At 66.3% G+C, this 17,500-nt stretch carries 18 protein-coding genes; 8 read left to right on the top strand and 10 right to left on the bottom strand.

Going from position 1 to position 17,500, the window contains the following annotated elements:
* Window positions 1-7 precede the first annotated feature (7 nt).
* The 9 genes from ACZLZQ_RS15335 to ACZLZQ_RS15375 form a co-directional block, all read right to left on the bottom strand.
* Window positions 8-1,207 carry an MFS transporter gene (locus tag ACZLZQ_RS15335; protein WP_472950116.1) on the bottom strand — a complete coding sequence of 400 codons (1,200 nt, stop codon included), beginning with the start codon at window positions 1,205-1,207 and terminating at the stop codon, window positions 8-10.
* Between the two features lie 5 nt (window positions 1,208-1,212).
* Complete coding sequence (locus tag ACZLZQ_RS15340) at window positions 1,213-1,800, bottom strand: NUDIX domain-containing protein (RefSeq protein ID WP_472950117.1); 588 nt, start codon at window positions 1,798-1,800, stop codon at window positions 1,213-1,215.
* 115 nt (window positions 1,801-1,915) lie between these two features.
* Complete coding sequence (locus ACZLZQ_RS15345; protein ID WP_472933509.1) at window positions 1,916-2,338, bottom strand: DUF983 domain-containing protein; 423 nt, start codon at window positions 2,336-2,338, stop codon at window positions 1,916-1,918.
* Window positions 2,335-4,605: a ribonuclease R gene (rnr, locus tag ACZLZQ_RS15350; RefSeq protein WP_472950118.1), complete on the bottom strand. Its 2,271-nt coding sequence runs from the start codon at window positions 4,603-4,605 to the stop codon at window positions 2,335-2,337. Before rnr ends, ACZLZQ_RS15345 begins: the two co-directional genes overlap by 4 nt.
* Before the next feature lie 5 nt (window positions 4,606-4,610).
* Window positions 4,611-7,415: a type I DNA topoisomerase gene (gene topA / locus ACZLZQ_RS15355; protein WP_472950119.1), complete on the bottom strand. Its 2,805-nt coding sequence runs from the start codon at window positions 7,413-7,415 to the stop codon at window positions 4,611-4,613.
* A 405-nt stretch (window positions 7,416-7,820) separates the two neighbouring features.
* Complete coding sequence (dprA, locus tag ACZLZQ_RS15360; RefSeq protein WP_472950120.1) at window positions 7,821-8,957, bottom strand: DNA-processing protein DprA; 1,137 nt, start codon at window positions 8,955-8,957, stop codon at window positions 7,821-7,823.
* Entirely contained in the window at window positions 8,954-9,559 is a 606-nt protein-coding gene (gene plsY, locus ACZLZQ_RS15365; protein ID WP_472950121.1) for a glycerol-3-phosphate 1-O-acyltransferase PlsY, read from the bottom strand. Before plsY ends, dprA begins: the two co-directional genes overlap by 4 nt.
* A gap of 1 nt (window position 9,560) precedes the next feature.
* Window positions 9,561-10,868 (bottom strand): dihydroorotase, encoded by a 1,308-nt coding sequence (locus ACZLZQ_RS15370; protein ID WP_472950122.1) that lies wholly within the window; start codon window positions 10,866-10,868, stop codon window positions 9,561-9,563.
* Window positions 10,865-11,818 (bottom strand): aspartate carbamoyltransferase catalytic subunit, encoded by a 954-nt coding sequence (locus tag ACZLZQ_RS15375; RefSeq protein WP_472950123.1) that lies wholly within the window; start codon window positions 11,816-11,818, stop codon window positions 10,865-10,867. The genes ACZLZQ_RS15370 and ACZLZQ_RS15375 overlap by 4 nt, the downstream gene beginning before the upstream one ends.
* A gap of 195 nt (window positions 11,819-12,013) precedes the next feature.
* Between ACZLZQ_RS15375 and ACZLZQ_RS15380 the strand changes: the two genes are divergently transcribed.
* Window positions 12,014-12,526 (top strand): hypothetical protein, encoded by a 513-nt coding sequence (locus tag ACZLZQ_RS15380; protein WP_472950124.1) that lies wholly within the window; start codon window positions 12,014-12,016, stop codon window positions 12,524-12,526.
* Window positions 12,523-12,849: a DUF6105 family protein gene (locus ACZLZQ_RS15385; RefSeq protein ID WP_472950125.1), complete on the top strand. Its 327-nt coding sequence runs from the start codon at window positions 12,523-12,525 to the stop codon at window positions 12,847-12,849. The genes ACZLZQ_RS15380 and ACZLZQ_RS15385 overlap by 4 nt, the downstream gene beginning before the upstream one ends.
* Here the strand turns inward: ACZLZQ_RS15385 and ruvX are convergent.
* On the bottom strand, window positions 12,804-13,283 hold the full coding sequence (gene ruvX, locus ACZLZQ_RS15390) for a Holliday junction resolvase RuvX (protein ID WP_472950126.1): 480 nt from the start codon (window positions 13,281-13,283) through the stop codon (window positions 12,804-12,806). The genes ACZLZQ_RS15385 and ruvX overlap by 46 nt on opposite strands.
* Window positions 13,284-13,425: 142 nt before the next feature.
* On the opposite strand from ruvX, the gene ACZLZQ_RS15395 reads away from it, so the two are divergent.
* The 6 genes from ACZLZQ_RS15395 to ACZLZQ_RS15420 all read left to right on the top strand — a co-directional run bounded on the left by ACZLZQ_RS15395 (window position 13,426) and on the right by ACZLZQ_RS15420 (window position 17,495).
* Window positions 13,426-14,127 (top strand): metal-dependent hydrolase, encoded by a 702-nt coding sequence (locus ACZLZQ_RS15395; RefSeq protein WP_472950127.1) that lies wholly within the window; start codon window positions 13,426-13,428, stop codon window positions 14,125-14,127.
* 116 nt (window positions 14,128-14,243) lie between these two features.
* The gene (gatC, locus tag ACZLZQ_RS15400; RefSeq protein ID WP_472933497.1) at window positions 14,244-14,531 is read left to right on the top strand and encodes an Asp-tRNA(Asn)/Glu-tRNA(Gln) amidotransferase subunit GatC; all 288 of its coding nucleotides are present in this window, start codon (window positions 14,244-14,246) and stop codon (window positions 14,529-14,531) included.
* Window positions 14,532-14,540: 9 nt separating this feature from the next.
* Window positions 14,541-15,023: a GNAT family N-acetyltransferase gene (locus ACZLZQ_RS15405; protein ID WP_472950128.1), complete on the top strand. Its 483-nt coding sequence runs from the start codon at window positions 14,541-14,543 to the stop codon at window positions 15,021-15,023.
* A gap of 75 nt (window positions 15,024-15,098) precedes the next feature.
* Window positions 15,099-16,580, top strand: a complete 1,482-nt coding sequence (gene gatA / locus ACZLZQ_RS15410) for an Asp-tRNA(Asn)/Glu-tRNA(Gln) amidotransferase subunit GatA (RefSeq protein ID WP_472950129.1) — start codon at window positions 15,099-15,101, stop codon at window positions 16,578-16,580.
* A complete protein-coding gene (locus tag ACZLZQ_RS15415) occupies window positions 16,574-17,179 on the top strand; it encodes a TIGR00645 family protein (RefSeq protein WP_472950130.1) in 606 nt (201 codons plus the stop codon). Before gatA ends, ACZLZQ_RS15415 begins: the two co-directional genes overlap by 7 nt.
* Before the next feature lie 10 nt (window positions 17,180-17,189).
* Window positions 17,190-17,495, top strand: coding sequence for a chorismate mutase (locus tag ACZLZQ_RS15420; protein WP_472933494.1), 306 nt, complete (start codon window positions 17,190-17,192; stop codon window positions 17,493-17,495).
* Window positions 17,496-17,500: the final 5 nt, after the last annotated feature.

The raw sequence follows: 17,500 nt of genomic DNA on the forward strand, positions 1-17,500 counted from the left end.
CGCGAAGTCAAGACTGCTTCCGGTGCAGCACCAGTCGTGCCAAGGTCAGGATGACATAGGCGGCGAAGAAGAACGCCAGCGCCCAGGCAAATCCGGACGGGCCGAAGAGATCGAGCGAGCTGCCGATCGTCTGCGGTCCGATCAGCATGCCGGCGGAATAGCAGAAGATGAAGGCGGCATTCGCCGAAGCGAGCTCCGAGCCTTTGAGCTCCGAGCCGAGATGCGCGAGGCCGACCGTGTATAGCCCCGCTACCACGCCGCCCCACAGGAACAGGACGCTCGCCATCATCCACCAGCTGTTGATCAGAAGGGGAAGGCAGAGCGAGCCGACAAGGCCCACGGTCGCGAAGAACAGGAGCAGCGAACGGCGGTCCTTCACCCGGTCGCTGAACAGGCCGATCGGGATCTGCAGGAGCACGTTGCCGAGACCGATCGCGGTCAGCAGCTGGGCAGCGCTGGCCTCGGAGAAGTTCATCATCTGCCCGTAGATCGGGAACAGCGCGAAACCACCGGCCTCGACGGCGCCGAAGATCAGTACCGCGCCTGTTGCCGTCGGCACGGCGTAGAGATAGCGCCAGAACGCGCCGGGACGGTGTCCGCCGATCTGCGGTTGGCGGTTCCAAGCGAGCGCCAGCGGCAGAAGCGCGGCGAGAATCACGCCGGCGGCGATCGCGAAGGGCAATATTCCGGTCGAGCCGATCTGCGAGAACAGCCAAGGACCGAAGGCAAAGCCAAGCGATAGGAAGGTCGCGTAGATGCCAAGCATCAGGCCGCGTTTCTCAGAGGGCGCGGCCGCGCTGATCCAGAACTCGGAGAGGATGAACAGAGCGGTGATGGCAAAGTGGAACACCAGCCGCAGCGGGAACCACATCCAGAATTCGGTCAGGAAGTAGAAGGCGAAGGCCGAGGCGGAAGCCGCGACGATCGACAGCGCCATGGTCAGCCGAACGCCGACGCGCCGGGCGATGGGCGTGATCAGCGGGGCGGCGGCCAGCGAGGCGATGCCGGCGACGGCGGTGTTGGCGCCGATCATCGTCGCCGAGATGCCGCGCTGCTGCAGGATCACGCTGAGCAGCGGCAGACCAAGTCCCAGCGCGATGCCGACCGCGCTGATCGAGGCGATGGCCGCGCCGGCAGCCACCCAGTCGACGGCCTCGAGCTCCGTCTCGATGTCCTCCGAGAGGCTCGTTTTGTGTCCGTTGTCCATGGGAGTCAGATCATCTCTCGAACGGGACGGCCATGGCGCGTCCGATAGAAGGGCATCGCCCGGCTGGTATCACGCCAGCTGCCGTCGCGCAGCCTGGTATCGATATCGGCGAGGACGTGCCGGGTTATGCCGGGAAGATCAAGCGTGTCGAGCCTGTCGAGGCGAAACCAGTCGACATGATCGAACTCGTCATCGGCGCGCATAACAAAGGATTGCGGCGCAACGACGCTGTCGGCCGACACGCAGAAGAAGCGCGTGTCGAAACGACGGATGTGACCGGGCGGCGTTATGGCTCGGGCCACCGGCGCCAGACCGGAAACGTCGACGATCACATCGCCATCGACAGAGCTGCCGACGCGGACCCCGACTTCCTCGAACGTCTCGCGGACGGCGGCGCGCGCGATGGCGATAGCTCGCCGCTCGGTGAAGCCGGATGCGGTCGCGGCCATCAGACGTTCGCGCGTCGGGGCAGGGAGCGTCATGCGCCCGGATGAGCCGAAATCGCCGATCTCCACCCGGCCGCCTGGAAACACGTATTGGCCGGGCAGAAAGGCGAGCCGCGCGGCGCGGCGCCCCATCAGGAGGCGCGGCATGCCGCAACTCTCGTCGATAATGAGAAGCGTGCCGGCATCGCGTGGCCGCAGCGGCAACCGCGAGCCGGGGTTCGCAGGCGTCAAACGATCCGTATACGAGGACACCGCAGCCGACCTAGTGGTCGGCGCCATCGGGCGATTCGCCGAAACCATGCATGCGCATCGCCCATTGCAGCCCGATCGTCGCCCCCTTGAACGGGCGGAGAAGGGCAAGGCAGAGGACCAGCGTGATCGGGATCCAGATCGCAAGGTGGGCAATGAGCGACAGATCAGCCATCTGCTCGGCCGCCATGAAAAGCGCGATCACCAGATGTCCGACGACGAAAACCGTCAAGTAGGGCGGCAGATCGTCGGCGCGATGATGGGTAAATTCCTCATGGCAAACAGCGCAATGGTCGACGCTCTTGAGGTAACCGTCGAACAGTTTTCCCGTCCCGCATTTCGGGCAGCGGCAGAGAAAACCGCGTCCGATCGAACGCCACAGCATGCGGTCGCTGATATCCGGCATGCCGGTGGCCGGTGAGGCGCCGTCGGTCATCGCTTGTTCCTTCGGCCCGCGACGTTTCTGTCCGACCGACCCGGGCGGCCAGAGGCCCGAGGCCGTCCCTTGTGGAACGAGGCCGTGGAGCCCGGCAAGGGCCGCGGCTCGCTCAGCATCTCGAACCGCATCGAGCCTGCCAGCGGCACCGCCTCGGCCAGCCGGACCTCGACGGTGTCGCCGAGCCGATAGCCGGCGCCGGAGCGGCTGCCGACCAGCGAATGGCTGACTTCGTCATAGTTGAAATACTCGTTGCCGAGCGTCGAGATCGGCACGAAGCCATCGGCGCCGAAGGCAGGCAGCTGGACGAACAGGCCGGCCTTGGTCACCCCGGAGATGCGGCCGTCGAAACCTTCGCCGATCCGGTCCGCCAGATGATGGGCGATCAACCGGTCCACGGTATCGCGCTCGGCCGACATGGCGCGCCGCTCCGCGCGAGAGATTTCCTCCGCGACCTTGTCGAGCTCCAGCGATTCCTCGCGGCCGAGGCCGCCTTCGCCAAGGCCAAGCGCCGTCACCAGCGCCCGGTGGACGATGAGGTCCGCATAGCGCCGGATTGGGGAGGTGAAGTGCGCGTAGCGCATGAGGTTCAGGCCGAAATGCCCGATATTCTCCGGCGAATAGGCTGCCTGGCTCTGGGAGCGCAGCACCACCTCGTTGACGAGACTTTCGTGCTCGGTGCCCTTCACCTGGTGGAGGATGCCGTTGAAGTGGAAGGGACGCAGCGTGCCGGACCTGGCGAGGCTGATGTCCAGCGTGCGCAGAAAGTCGCGCAGCGATTCGAGCTTGGCGAGCGAGGGCGTGTCGTGCGCGCGGTAGATCAGCACCTGGCGCTTGGACTCCAGCGTCTCTGCCGCCGCGACATTGGCGAGGATCATGAACTCCTCGATCAGCCGGTGCGCGTCGAGGCGTTCGGGGATCATCACCGTCGCCACCCTGCCGTCGGCGCCGAGGATGATCTTCTTTTCCGGCAGGTCGAGATCGAGCGGCTGGCGCTTGGTCCGAGCCGTTTTCAGCAGTGCATAGGCTTCCCAGAGCGGCCGGAGCACGGTGTCGAGGATGACGGGCTCGACCGTCGTCGTCTCGCCGTCCACGGCCTTCTGTGCGACGGCATAGGCGAGCTTGGCGTGGCTGCGCATCAGGATGCGGTGGAAGGAGTGGCGTATCTTTTCGCCCGAGGCGTCGATCGTCATTCGGACCGCTATGGCCGGGCGATCCACGTCCGGCTTCAGCGAGCAGAGATCGTTCGAGATGCGCTCCGGCAGCATCGGCACGACGCGGTCGGGGAAGTAGACGGAGTTGCCGCGCAGCCGCGCCTCGGCGTCGAGCTTCGAGCCGGGCCGGACGTACCAGGAGACGTCGGCGATGGCGACGGTCAGCACCATGCCGCCGGGATTGGCCGCATCGTCGTCGCGTCGTGCATGGACGGCGTCGTCGTGGTCCTTGGCGTCGGCGGGGTCGATGGTTACCAGCGCCAGCTTCCGCCAGTCCTCGCGGTCGGTCAGCGGCACCGTCGAGGGCGCTTCTTCAGCCTCGGCGATCACCGGCTTCGGAAAGACATGCGGGATGCCGTGGACGTGCAGAGCGATGGTCGAGATCGCCTTCTCGCTGGTCAGCGAGCCGATGATCTCGGTGACCCGGCCGACCGGCAGGCCGGCGCGCGAGCGCTCGGACGGCTCGACCTCGACGAGGTCGCCGTCCTTGGCGCCGTTCGTCTGGTCGGGGCCGATGATGTATTCGAGCTGCCGGCGCTCGACCGGCTCGATCCGGCCACCGCCGCCGGGGACCTCGCGGAAGACGCCAAGGGCGATGGTCTTCTTGCGCTCGAGCACGCGGATGACCGAGGCGGTCTGTTCTTCGGGGTCGCTGCGGTCGAGTTTCGACAGGATCTGGTCGCCGATGCCGGCGACGGGTCCCTCGCGCTTCTGCCGAACGACGAAGACGGGGCGAGGGCCGTTGGCCGTCACGTCCCAGCCGAGCGGCTCGGCGAGCAGTCCGCCCTCGTCGTCGCGCCGGCGGATTTCAAGGACGGTGATGTCGGGGAGGGCGCCGGGCCTCGAGAACTGCTTGCGACCGCCCGCGAGCAGGCCATCGGCCTGCAGGTCGGCGATGATGTCCTTCAGGAGGATGCGGTCGTCGCCCTTCACCCCGAAGGCCTTGGCGAGTTCGCGCTTGCCGGCTTGATCCGGGTTCTCGGCGACGAAGCGCAGCACCGCCTCGCGCGTCAGCACCGTCCGCATGTCGAAGGGTTTGTCGCGCTTGGCCATTCCGTCTATTCCGCTGCCGGCTTGGCGGCCTTGGGCGCCTTGATCAGCGTCATCGTCGGCGCCGCCTTCACCGGCGGCGCGGCTGCGACCTCCGCCTTGGGCTTGGGCTTGGCACGCGCGCTGGTCTTGGCTGCGCCCTCGGCCGCAGGCTTCTTGGCGGCGGGCTTCTTTGCCGCCGCGGTTTTCGTCCCGGCCGCCTTGGTCGTGGCAGCCTTCGCCTTGGTGCCGTCAGCCTTCGCGCCGGCGGCCTTCTTGGCAGGGGCCTTCTTCTTCGGCGCCTTGCCAGTCTTCTCGGCCCGCTCGTTTAGAAGGACGATCGCCTCCTCCAGCGTCACGCTGGTGGGGTCCTTGCCTTTCGGCAGCGTGGCATTGACCTTGCCGGCATTGACGTAAGGCCCGAAGCGGCCCTCGCGCACGGTGATCTCACCGCCGAGGTCGGGATGCTCGCCGAGCGTCGCCAGGGCCGCAGGCTTCGCCCTTGCACTGAAGCGATCCTTCTTCTCCGCGATCACCGTCACCGCGCGGTTGATGCCGACGGTGAAGACGTCCTCGATGGTCTCGAGATTGGCGTAGGCACCATCATGCTGGAGGAATGGACCGTAGCGGCCGAGGCCAGCGAGGATCGGCTTGCCGCTTTCCGGATGCAGGCCCACCTCGCGCGGCAGGCTGAGCAGCTGCAACGCCTTGTCGAAGTCCATCTCCGCCGGCATCCAGCCCTTCGGCAAGGACGAACGCTTGGCTTCCTTGCCTTCGCCGCGCTGCACGTAGGGACCGAAACGCCCCGAGCGCAGGGTCACCGGCTCGCTGGTATCGGGGTCTACGCCGAGTTCGCGCGGCTCGTCCGAACCGCCATCCGCGGCTTCCGCCGACAGGTTGCTGCCGAGCTGCCGGGTGAAGCCGCAATCGGGATAGTTGGAGCAGCCGACGAAGGCGCCGAACTTGCCGAGCTTCAGGCTGAGCTGGCCGTTGCCGCAGCGCGGACAGGCGCGCGGATCGGTGCCGTCTTCCTTCGGCGGGAAAGCGAGCGGTGCGAGTTCAATGTTCAGCGCATCGAGAACGTCGGTGACCCGCAGCTCCTTGGTGCCGTCGACCTGGGCGGAGAAATCCTTCCAGAACTCGCGCAGCACGTCCTTCCAGGCGAGCTCGCCCGAGGAGATCCGGTCGAGCTGCTGCTCAAGATCCGCCGTAAAGTCGTATTCCACGTACTTCTCGAAGAAGTTGTGCAGGAAGGCCGTGACCAGCCGCCCCTTGGAGTCCGGGATCAGCTTGCGGTTCTCGTTGATGATGTATTCGCGGTCCTGCAAGGTCTGCAGGGTCGCGGCATAGGTCGAAGGACGGCCGATGCCGAGCTCTTCCATCTTCTTGATCAGCGAGGCCTCGGAGTAGCGCGGCGGCGGCTCGGTGAAGTGCTGCGAGGACAGAATCTCGCGCTTGTCGGCCTTCTCGTTCGCCTCGATGCGCGGCAGGCGGGCCGACTCGTCGTCGTCCTCGCCGCCTGCGGGCGCGCTGTCGTCGCTGTGCTCGACATAGGCGCCGAGGAAGCCGTCGAAGCGCACGGCCGAGCCCGTCGCCCGGAGCGTCGCGCTCTCGGCGCCGCGGCTGGCGGCGATCTCCACCGTCGTCCGCTCGATCTCGGCCGACGCCATCTGGCTGGCGATGGTCCGCTTCCAGATGAGGTCGTAGAGCCGCGCCTGGTCACGGTCGAGATACTGCTCGACGTCCTTCGGCAAGCGGAAGAACGAGGTCGGCCGGATCGCTTCGTGCGCCTCCTGGGCGTTCTTGGCCTTCGAGGTGTAGATGCGCGGCTTCTCCGGCACATACTTCTGGCCGAAGGTCTCGACGACCGCGTTGCGGGCCTCTTCGATCGCCTCGGGCGCAATCTGCACGCCGTCGGTTCGCATATAGGTGATGAGACCGACCGTCTCACCCCCGATTTCCATGCCCTCGTAGAGCTTCTGGGCGATCTGCATGGTGCGCGAGGCCGAGAATCCGAGCTTGGCGGAGGCCGCCTGCTGCAGCGTCGAAGTGGTGAAGGGCGGGCCCGGATTGCGCTTGGTCGGCTTGGCCTCAACCGAGGCGACCTTGAAGCTTGCGCCATCCAGCATGTCGCGGATGCGACCGGCGCGCTCGCTATTGTTGACCGACAGGCGCTGCAGTCTGTCGCCCTCGAAGCCGGTCAGGCGGGCGGTGAACTCGTCGCCGCGCGGTGTCGCGAGCCGCGCGGCGATGTTCCAGTACTCTTCTGGCTTGAAGCGCTCGATCTCGCTCTCGCGGTCGCTGACGAGACGCAGCGCCACCGATTGCACGCGGCCAGCCGAACGGGCACCGGGCAGCTTGCGCCACAGGACTGGCGAGAGCGTGAAACCGACGAGATAGTCGAGCGCGCGGCGGGCGAGATAGGCGTCGACCAGCGGCACGTCGATCTCGCGCGGATTGGCCATCGCGTCGAGAACGGACTTCTTGGTGATGGCGTTGAAGACGACGCGGCTGACCGGCTTCGTGCCGATGACCTTCTTGGCCTTCAGCACTTCCAGCACATGCCAGGAAATCGCCTCGCCCTCGCGATCCGGATCGGTCGCGAGAATCAGGCGGTCGGCGGTCTTCATCGCCTGGGTGATCTCAGTGAGGCGCGGTCCCGACGACTTGCCGATCTCCCAGCTCATCGAGAAGTCGTCATCGGGCAGCACCGAGCCGTCCTTCGCCGGCAGGTCTCGGACATGGCCGTAGGAGGCCAGAACCTTGAAGTTCGAGCCGAGATACTTGTTGATCGTCTTCGCTTTTGCCGGCGACTCGACGATGACCAAATCCATGTGCTGCCGGTCCTAGATTCTCGATGTCAGTGGGGGTTGCTCGGAAGGGTTGTGCGTCGCTTCAGAGCCGAACCATCTCCGCACACATGGACAGCGAAGAACGAGCGGTCAAGCCCCGCCGAGGGGGTGGACGGGAACGCTCTTGCAACCTAAGATAGTTTTGTAGAAATCATGGCAACCAGTAAGTGCTATATTGGTGCCGTCTCGCTCCCGATTGCCTGTGAGTTTCGACAAGCCGATGGATGAACCACCGCAACATCGTCCGCCCGGCGGAAACCTTCGCTACGTCAGCGATATGCTATCGCAACTAAAGGTTGTTTCGGGGCGGGAGGGTGGTCCGTTTCTCGCCTACCTCCTCGAACTGGCCCGGGCCGAGGCGATCGAGCGCCTCACAAAGGCCGGCGCTCATCCCGCCAGCGACACCCTTCCGTCGGAGTGACGCTCCAGTCGGCCCGCAAGGTCGAGTTCCAGCAGCGTCAGTTGCACCACGCCCGGCGACGCGCCGGTATGGGCGATGATGTCGTCGATCGCGATCGGCGTCATTCCCAGGGACTCGACGATACGGGCCCGGTCGGTTTCGCTCGGCACGTCCGCTGCCATCTCGCTTATCTCCTCCTCGACGAGGTCCGCACCGCCCTTTCGTATCCGCTCGTCGAAGGGCCGCAAAGCGTCGATGATGTCGGATGCGGTCGTGACGAGCAGGCTGCCGTCCTTCAGCAACTGGTTGGTGCCGGCAGCCCGCGGGTCGAGCGGCGAGCCCGGAACGGCGAACACGATGCGGCCCATCTCGGCGGCGAGCCTTGCGCTGATCAGCGAGCCGGAGCGGGTCGCGGCCTCCACGACGAGAAGGCCATGCGCGAGGCCCGCGACGATGCGGTTGCGGCGGGGAAAGTCGGCCGCCCGCGGCTCCCAGCCGAAAGGCATCTCCGACACGAGGCAGCCGCCGGAATCGACGATGCGCCGCATCAAGGGGCGGTTCTCCTTAGGATAAGGTCGGTCCAACCCACCGGCAAAGACGCCGACCGTGCCGCTGTCGAGGCTCGCCTCGTGCGCTGCCGTATCGATGCCGCGGGCGACCCCGGAGACGACGACAAAGCCCGCACGGCCGAGTTCCGCGGCGATGTGCTGGGCAAACTTGATGCCTGCAAGGGAAGCGTTGCGGGCGCCGACAATGGCGACGCTCGGGCGGTTCAGCGGCTCGGCCTTGCCCATGACGGCGATGACCGGCGGTGCGCCGTCCGCGGCGCGCAGCAGCGCGGGATAGTCGGGCTCGCCGAGGCAGACGAAGCGCGCACCGAGCCGGTCGGCCTGCGCCATTTCCGACTCGACCTCGGCAATCCCCGCGATCCTCAGCGATCGCTCCGAGCCGCCGCGTCTGGCGAGATCCGGCAGCGCCTCAAGCGCTGCATCGGCACCGCCGAAGCGGTTGATCAGCGTCCGGAAAGTGACCGGACCGACGTTTTCGCTGCGGATCAGCCGCAGCCAGGCCAGCCGCTGGGCGGGAGTCAACCGGATGCCGGACGGGGCATCCGCGCCGCTCACCCCTTGCCGCCAAGCCGGCCTTCCGTGCCAGCGATCAGCCGCTCGATATTCGGCCGGTGCTTGAGGTAGACGATCACGGTGAGGACAGCTGAGAGGATGGCGGCCGTCTTATTGCCGAGGAGGGCATAGCCGATCGGCACGACGAGCGTCGCGGCCAGAGCTGCGAGCGAAGAGAAACGAAAGGCCGCAGCCGTCGCGATCCACACAGCGGCAAAGATCAGCACGCCCACCGGGGCGAAACCGAGGAGGACGCCAATGTAGGTCGCGACGCCCTTGCCGCCCTTGAAGCGGAGCCAGACCGGGAAGAGGTGCCCGAGAAACGCCCCGACGCCTGCCGCGGCCGCCGCCAGTTCACCGAAGTGCCAGCCGATGAGGACCGGGACCGTGCCTTTCAGGAGATCACCAGCGAGGGTCAGCGCGGCCAGCAGCTTGTTGCCGGTACGCAGCGCGTTCGTCGCGCCGATATTGCCGGAGCCGATGGCCCTCAAATCGCCGAGCCCGAAGAGACGCGTCAGGATCAGGCCGAACGGAATGGTGCCGCAGAGGTAGCCGAGGAAGAACAGCCCGGCGATCACGGTGGCGCTGGCGGAATCCTGCAGCATGCTAGCCCCTGTCGTCGCCGCGTTCGTACACCGTGCGGCCTGCGACGATAGTGCGCAAGACCTTGCCCTGGAAGCGGGCGTTCTCGAAGGCCGTGTTCTTCGATTTCGAGCGGATATCGGCCTTGGAATAGATGAAGGGCGCGTCGAGATCGACGATCGCGACATCGGCGACGCTGCCCGGTCGCAGCGAGCCGCGCTCGAGCTTCAGGAGCTGCGCGGGCGCCAGCGTCAGCGCCTCGACGATCCGCATCAGCGACACTTCGCCGGAGTGGACGAGGCGCATCGCCGCCGGCAGCAAGGTCTCCAGCCCGATCGCGCCGACATCGGCCTCGGCGAAGGGATGGCGCTTGCCGTCTTCGTCATGCGGATCGTGCGAGGAGACGATGATATCGATCGTGCCGTCGGCGAGGGCCGCCACCATCGAGAGTCGGTCGTCCTCGGTCCGCAGCGGCGGCGAGAGGCGGAAATAGGTGCGGTATTCGCCGACATCGTTCTCGTTCAGCGAGAGATGGTTGATGGAGACGCCGGCGGTGGCGTGCGCGCCGCGCCGTCTTGCGGCGCGCATCACCTCGGCCGAGGTCGAGACCGAGAGCTTCGAGGCGTGGTAGCGGCAGCCCGTCAGTTCGGCCAGACGAAGGTCGCGCTCCAGCGGGATGATTTCCGCCTCGCGCGGCGCGCCGGAGAGGCCGAGCCAGGATGCGACGAGGCCCTCGGTCATCACGCCGGCGCCCGTCAGGTCGGCATCCTGCGTCTCGTGCATCACCAGCGCGTCGAAGTCGCGGGCATAGGTCATTATCCGACGCAGCAGAGCGGGATTGCGGATCGTCTTGCGGCCCTCGGTGAAGGCCCGCACGCCGGATTCGCCGAGCAGCCCGATCTCGGTCATCTCGGCGCCGGCCAGTCCACGGGTGAGGGCGGCGGCAGGAAAGACGTTGATGTCGGCAGTCTCGCGGGCGGTGCGCATGACGAATTCCGCCAGCGCCACATGGTCCACCACCGGATCGGTGTCGGGCATGGTGAGGATCGAGGTGACGCCGCCGGCGGCGGCGGCCCGGCTCACGGAGCGGATCGTCTCCCGGTGCTCGCCGCCGGGCTCGCCGATGAAGACCTGCGCGTCGATCAGTCCGGGCAGCGCGACAAGGCGCGAGCCGTCGACCACTTCGGCGCCATCCGGCACGCCCTGGCCGAGCGCATCCGGTCCGGCGGCGCTGATGCGGCCGTTCTCGATGATCAACGTCCCGACGCTATCCAACTGACGCGCGGGATCAACGATTCGGATGTTCTGATAGACGAGGGGCGAGGGGCTCATGTGTTGCTCCCGGCCATCGGCAGCAGCGCCTGGATGACCGCCATCCGCACCGCGACCCCCATCTCCACTTGCTCCTCGATGACGCTCTGCGGCCCGTCGGCAACCTCGGAGGAGATCTCGACGCCGCGGTTCATCGGGCCGGGGTGCATGACCAGCGCATCGGGCTTGGCGTAAGCGAGCTTCTCCGCGTCGAGGCCGAAATAGTGGAAGTATTCGCGGACCGACGGCACGAAGGATCCCGCCATCCGCTCGCGCTGCAGCCGCAGCATCATCACCACGTCGGCGTCCCGCAGACCCTCGCGCATGTCGTGGAAGATCTCGACGCCCATGTTGGCGATGCCCGCCGGCAGCAGCGTCGAAGGGGCGACTACCCGGACGCGGGCGCCGAGCGCATTGAGAAGGAGGATGTTGGAGCGGGCGACTCGGCTGTGCAGCACGTCGCCGCAGATCGCCACCGTCAGCCGGGCGATCTTGCCCTTGTGGCGGCGGATGGTCAGCGCGTCGAGGAGTGCCTGCGTCGGGTGCTCGTGGGCGCCGTCTCCGGCATTGACCACCGAGCAGCCGACCTTCTGTGCCAGAAGCGCCACGGCGCCGGCGGCATGGTGGCGCACCACCAGGATGTCGGGATGCATGGCGTTGAGCGTCATCGCGGTATCGACGAGCGTCTCGCCCTTCTTCACCGAAGAGTTCGACACCGACATGTTCATGACGTCGGCGCCGAGCCGCTTGCCGGCCAGCTCGAACGAGGCCTGGGTTCGGGTCGACGCCTCGAAGAACAGGTTGATCTGGGTGCGGCCCTTCAGCACCCCTTTCTTCTTGTCTTGTCGTCGCCCCACCTCGACTTCGGCTTCGGCAAGATCGAGCAATTGCTCGATCTCGTGCGGCAACAGATTCGCCATGCCGAGGAGATGGCGATGGGGAAAGACGGGAGGAGTGAAGGGCGCGCTCATGTCAGGTGCGGGCTATAGGGAAAAGCGGGGAAGGCGGCAAGCGATGCCTCCACCGGAACGCCAGAGTTCACCGATCTTGCCGGGCTTCGGCCCGGGCCAAGCCGGCCGGTTAAGCTTCTTCGGCGAATGCCGTTGCCCTCGGCTGCGCGAAAGCGGAAGATCGCTTAACGATCCGCTAACCATGATGATGGCCTCATGCGACGTCTTCCCACAACCCTCGCCTTCGGCGCCTGGATCGGCTTCCTGGCGGTCGAGGTCTTCCAGCGCGCGTCCGGACTGGGCGACATCCTGCGGTCGTCCCGTCCCGTCGTCGAGGCGACGGCCGTCCTCACGCGCATTGAGCTGCCGACCTTTCTCATGCTGCTGGCTGGAGCGCTGCTCGCGTCGGGCCTCCATTTCCTCATCGAGGAAAGGATCGACCGACGGCTTACCGGGGAACGGCTTGGAATGGTTGGGCTCGGCGTTCTGGCGCTGCTGGCGTCTGCCCCCGGCCTCGGTGCAACGGCATCCATTGGCACATCTTTCGGCTTCTGGGCGGCGCTGGCGGCGACCGTGGCATTTCTTGCCTTCGACCATTTTATCACCGACGAAGCCCCGGACGACGAGGCGGAGTTTCGCGCCGGGATCGCCGTCATCGCCGCAGCCATGGCGCAGCAGACCCGTCTTTATGCTGAGCCGGCTGGGGAACACGAGGACCGCCGCCGTTGATCCGGAAGCTCGCCCTCTGCTGGGTCTGCCCGGTCGCCGGCTTCTGGCTCTGGCACTACCTGGCCATGCTTGACATCGGGCCGGGCATCTTCTCCCGCGCCTTTCACCATTGGCTGCTGTCGGCCCTGTCTAATGTCGTCGGCGTCGAGCCCGAGCTATTCTTGCCGATGCTGGCCAAGGGCATTCTCGCCGATGCGCTGATCGTCGGCGCGGTCCTTGCCTTTGCCCGGCGTCGCAAGCTGGTGACGCATTACCGGCGCTGGCGGCTGGGCCAGTCTCAGCCGGCCATGTCGGGCCGGGAAAGCCTGTCCAACGCGCCCTGAAGAATGAAGGCGGCCGCCGCTGAGTCGATCCGCTCCGCCCGTTGTTTGCGCGAGACGTCGGCGTCAATCAGGCTCCGCTCGGCCGCGACCGTCGACAAGCGTTCGTCCCAGAAGGCGATCGGCCGCGTGTCCACGCGCAGGAGGTTGCGCACGAACGCCCGGGTCGACTGGGCACGCGGCCCTTCGGAACCATCCATGTTCAGCGGCAGCCCGATGACGATTCCGCCGCAGCGCTCCAGCTGCAGCATCTGCAGCAAAGCCTCCGCGTCGGCGGCGAACTTCTTGTTGCGCCGAATGACCTTTCGCGGGGTCGCAAACCGCAGCCCGAGATCGGAGATCGCCACGCCGATCGTCTTGGTGCCGAGATCCAGGCCGGCGACGACCGTGCCAGCCGGCAGCATCGCTTTCAGGGCGGTGATATCGACGATGCTCATACGACTTCTCCGATGACGGGCATGGCTTTGCGCCGAGCCCCCGACCGGTCTTGACGCCGCTCCAGAACCGGTCACTTACCGGCGAGATGGACCGGGTGATAGTCCCCGCCGCACCATAGCCGTCTGAGAAGCAAGGATTTCCATGAAGATCACCTATTTCGGCCATTCGGCCTTCCGGATCGAAACCGGGGCGTCGGTCATCCTCATCGACCCGTTCCTGACCGGAAACACGCACTTCAAGGGCGACATCGGCGAAGCGGCAAAAGGCGTGACGCACATCGTCCTCAGCCATGGTCATGCCGACCATGTCGGCGACACCGTCGGCCTCGCCCAGCAGCACAACGCCAAGGTCGCCGCGACCTATGAGCTGTGTCTGTGGCTGAACAAGAAGGGCGTCGCCAACATCGAGCCGTCCAACACCGGCGGAACGCTGAAGTTCGACGACTTTTCCGTCACCTTCACCCAGGCTTTCCACTCGTCCGGCCTTCTCGAGGACGACGGCACCGTGACCTATCTCGGCATGCCGAACGGCCTCGTCTTCCACTTCAACGACGGCCCGACGGTCTACCACATGGGCGACACCGACATCTTCGGCGACATGGCGTTGATCGAAGAGCTGCACCATCCCAAGATCGGCCTCGTTCCCATCGGCGATCGCTTCACCATGGGCGGCGCCGTCGCGGCACTCGCCTGCCGACGCTACTTCGATTTCGATACCATCGTCCCCATCCACTACGGCACCTTCCCGCCGCTGGATCCCGATGCGAACAAGTTCGTCGAGGCGATGGAAGGCGACGGTCGCAGAATCCGCATGCCGAACGTCGGCGAAGCCTTCGAGGTCTAACCACGAACGGTCGGGCAGGCGGGTTTCTTGCCTCGCCCGACCAGCCTCGCTATAGCCAGTCACCACGCGGTCGCCTCGGGCGGCCGCTGTCGTTTCCAGCATTTTCGGGGAATCCCATGTCCGTCGACACCGCCACAGTCCGCCGAGTCGCGCGTCTCGCGCGCATCGCCGTCAGCGAGGAGGACGTCGTCGCGATGCAAGGCGAGCTCAACGCGATCCTGGGCTTCGTCGAGCAGCTCGGCGAAGTCGACGTGTCCGGGGTCGAGCCGATGACTTCCGTCATTCCGATGGAGATGCGCAAGCGCCAGGATGTGATCGACGATGGCGGGAAGGTCGCCGACATCATGCTGAATGCCCCGGCGCACGACGAGAACTTCTTCATGGTGCCGAAGGTCGTCGAGTAGGAGCAGAGCGTGGCCATCGAGATCGCCGTGGAATCACCGCTTCAGGATGATGTCCGCCGCCTCATCGCGGCGTTGAACGCGGCGCTGCTCGAGCTGTCGCCGCCCGAGCATTGCTACCACATGACGGTCGAGGAGATGGCGGATGCCGCGACCACCGTCTGGATCGCGCGGCGCGACGGTGAAGCCGTGGGCTGTGGCGCTCTCCGGCGGATCGCCGGCGTCGACGGCCCCCGGGCCGGGGATGGCGAGGTGAAGCGGATGTACGTGCGCCCCGACCTCCAGGGTCAAGGCATTGCCGGACGGATCATCGCGGAAATCGAGGCCATGGCCCGCGCCGAAGGGCTGTCGCGGCTGGTCCTCGAGACCGGCGACAGACATCCCGCGGCCTGGCGCGTCTACGAGCGGGCCGGCTTCAGCCGCCGCGGCCCGTTTGGCGATTATCCCGACAGCGGTTTTTCGGTATTCTACGAGAAGCCGCTCGCCGCCAACTGAAACAGACCAGAATTCGCTCTCGGAAATCGATCATCCGATCCCGACAGACCTCAGATCCGACGAAACGGACCCCTTATGACCGACCTTACAGCCCTCAGCATCGCCGAAGCCCGCGACGCGCTGCACCGCAAGGCCGCGAGCGCTGTCGAACTGACGGAGGCCTATCTCGGCGCGATCGAAGCTGCCAACGGTGCGCTCAACGCCTATGTCGCGGTTACGGAAGAGCCGGCCCGCGCGATGGCCAAGGCGTCAGACGAGCGGATTGCGCGCGGCGAGGCCGGCGCGCTGGAAGGCATCCCGCTCGGCATCAAGGACCTCTTCGCCACCAAGGGGGTCCATACCCAGGCAGCGAGCCACATCCTCGACGGCTTCAAGCCGCCCTACGAATCGACGGTGACGGCCAATCTCTGGGCCGACGGTGCGGTGATGCTCGGCAAGCTGAACATGGACGAGTTCGCGATGGGCTCGTCGAACGAGACCAGCCATTACGGCGCGGTCATCAACCCGTGGCGCCGCAAGGGCTCGAACCTTGACCTCGTGCCGGGCGGCTCGTCCGGCGGTTCGGCGGCAGCTGTGGCAGCGCACCTCTGCGCGGGCGCGACGGCGACCGACACCGGCGGCTCCATCCGCCAGCCCGCCGCCTTCACCGGCACGGTCGGTATCAAGCCGACCTATGGACGCTGCTCGCGCTGGGGCACCGTCGCCTTCGCCTCCTCGCTCGACCAGGCCGGTCCGATCGCCCGCGACGTCCGTGACGCGGCGATCCTGCTGCGGTCGATGGCCTCCGTCGATCCCAAGGACACGACCTCCGTCGATCGGCCGGTGCCGGACTACGAGGCCGCCGTCGGTCGCTCGGTCAAAGGGCTGAAGATCGGCATTCCCCGCGAATATCGCGTCGAGGGCATGCCGGAGGAGATCGAGGCGGTCTGGCAGAAGGGCATCGCCTTCCTGCGCGAGGCCGGCGCCGAGATCGTCGATGTCTCGCTGCCGCACACCAAGTACGCGCTGCCGGCCTATTACATCGTCGCCCCGGCGGAGGCCTCGTCCAACCTCGCGCGCTATGACGGCGTGCGCTTCGGCTTGCGCGTTCCCGGCCGCGACATCACCGAGATGTACGAGAACACCCGCGCCGAGGGCTTTGGCCGCGAGGTCAAGCGCCGGATCATGATCGGCACCTACGTGCTCTCGGCGGGCTATTACGACGCCTATTACCTGCAGGCGCAGAAGGTGAGGACGCTGATCAAGCGCGACTTCGAGACCGTCTATGCCGACGGCATCGATGCCATCCTCGCGCCCGCGACGCCCTCGGCCGCCTTCGGCATCGCCGACGAGGACATGGCTTCCGACCCGGTCAAGATGTACCTCAACGACGTCTTCACCGTCACCGTCAACATGGCGGGCCTGCCGGCCATCGCGGTTCCCGCCGGTCTCTCCGGCGAGGGCACGCCGCTTGGTCTGCAGCTGATCGGCCGGCCTTTCGACGAGGAGACGCTGTTTGCGACGGCCTCGGTCATCGAGCAGGCGGCGGGTCGTTTCGCGCCGGCAAAGTGGTGGTAAAGGTGATCGGCGACAACGCGCCGGCGGAGGGCGCTGCGGCGCCTGGCAGCGCTCCTGCGCCGGCGGCCGCGGGGCTACCGGAGGATCGCGGTCGACGTCGCGTTATCGAGAAAAAGATCGAGCACGGCATATTTCTCAGCCGTTGGATTCTCGCGCCCTTCTACGTCGGCCTGCTGATCGCCGCTTTCGTGCTGCTGCTGCATTTCGTCATAGAGCTCGTGCACTTCGTCACCCACAGCTTCTCGGCCACGGAGACCGAGATGATCATCGGGATCTTGACGCTGGTCGATCTGACGCTGATCTGCAGCCTGGTCCTTATCGTCGTCTTCTCCGGCTACGAGAACTTCGTTTCACGCATTGATCCAGCCGAGCATCCGGGCTGGCCGGAATGGATGTCGAAGATCGACTTCGTCGGTCTGAAGCAGAAGATGATGGGGTCGATCGTGGCGATCTCCGCCGTGCAGCTGCTGAAGGCCTTCATGACCCTCGGGGAAGCCACCAATTCGACCCAGATGTCCTGGCTCGTCGGAATCCATGTCGTCTTCGTCGTGTCGGCCGTGATGCTGGCCCTCAGCGATCGCATCTCCGGCGACCACTAGGAGGCCCTTGATGAGCCAGACGCCCCGAACCGCCCCCGCCCAGTGCCAGTCGATGGCCGAGCTTCGTGCAGAGATCGACTCCCTCGACGCCGAACTGTTCGAGCGCTTCGCCGAGCGGATGACCTACATCCACCGTGCCGCCGAGCTGAAGCGCAGCGCCGGCATTCCCGCCAACGTGCCGGAGCGGGTCGACGAGGTCGTCGCCAATGCCCGCCAGCGAGCAGTTTCGCACGGCCTCGATCCCGAACTCTACGGTGCCTTCTGGCAGCAACTCGTCGCCGCCGCTATTGCGGAAGAGGAGCGGCTGGGGGTGTGAACGTC

The sequence above is a fragment of the Mesocryomonas lacus genome (genome assembly GCF_055730105.2).

Coding starts and splice junctions, on each gene's coding strand:
- ACZLZQ_RS15395 (WP_472950127.1), top strand. CDS start 13,426: ATGAAGATCACCTATTTCGGCCATTCGGCCTTCCGGATCGAAACCGGG.
- ACZLZQ_RS15375 (WP_472950123.1), bottom strand. CDS start 11,818: ATGAGCGCGCCCTTCACTCCTCCCGTCTTTCCCCATCGCCATCTCCTC.
- ACZLZQ_RS15420 (WP_472933494.1), top strand. CDS start 17,190: ATGAGCCAGACGCCCCGAACCGCCCCCGCCCAGTGCCAGTCGATGGCC.
- ACZLZQ_RS15370 (WP_472950122.1), bottom strand. CDS start 10,868: ATGAGCCCCTCGCCCCTCGTCTATCAGAACATCCGAATCGTTGATCCC.
- gatC (WP_472933497.1), top strand. CDS start 14,244: ATGTCCGTCGACACCGCCACAGTCCGCCGAGTCGCGCGTCTCGCGCGC.
- plsY (WP_472950121.1), bottom strand. CDS start 9,559: ATGCTGCAGGATTCCGCCAGCGCCACCGTGATCGCCGGGCTGTTCTTC.
- ACZLZQ_RS15380 (WP_472950124.1), top strand. CDS start 12,014: ATGCGACGTCTTCCCACAACCCTCGCCTTCGGCGCCTGGATCGGCTTC.
- ACZLZQ_RS15340 (WP_472950117.1), bottom strand. CDS start 1,800: ATGCCGCGCCTCCTGATGGGGCGCCGCGCCGCGCGGCTCGCCTTTCTG.
- topA (WP_472950119.1), bottom strand. CDS start 7,415: ATGGATTTGGTCATCGTCGAGTCGCCGGCAAAAGCGAAGACGATCAAC.
- ruvX (WP_472950126.1), bottom strand. CDS start 13,283: ATGAGCATCGTCGATATCACCGCCCTGAAAGCGATGCTGCCGGCTGGC.
- ACZLZQ_RS15335 (WP_472950116.1), bottom strand. CDS start 1,207: ATGGACAACGGACACAAAACGAGCCTCTCGGAGGACATCGAGACGGAG.
- gatA (WP_472950129.1), top strand. CDS start 15,099: ATGACCGACCTTACAGCCCTCAGCATCGCCGAAGCCCGCGACGCGCTG.
- rnr (WP_472950118.1), bottom strand. CDS start 4,605: ATGGCCAAGCGCGACAAACCCTTCGACATGCGGACGGTGCTGACGCGC.
- ACZLZQ_RS15345 (WP_472933509.1), bottom strand. CDS start 2,338: ATGACCGACGGCGCCTCACCGGCCACCGGCATGCCGGATATCAGCGAC.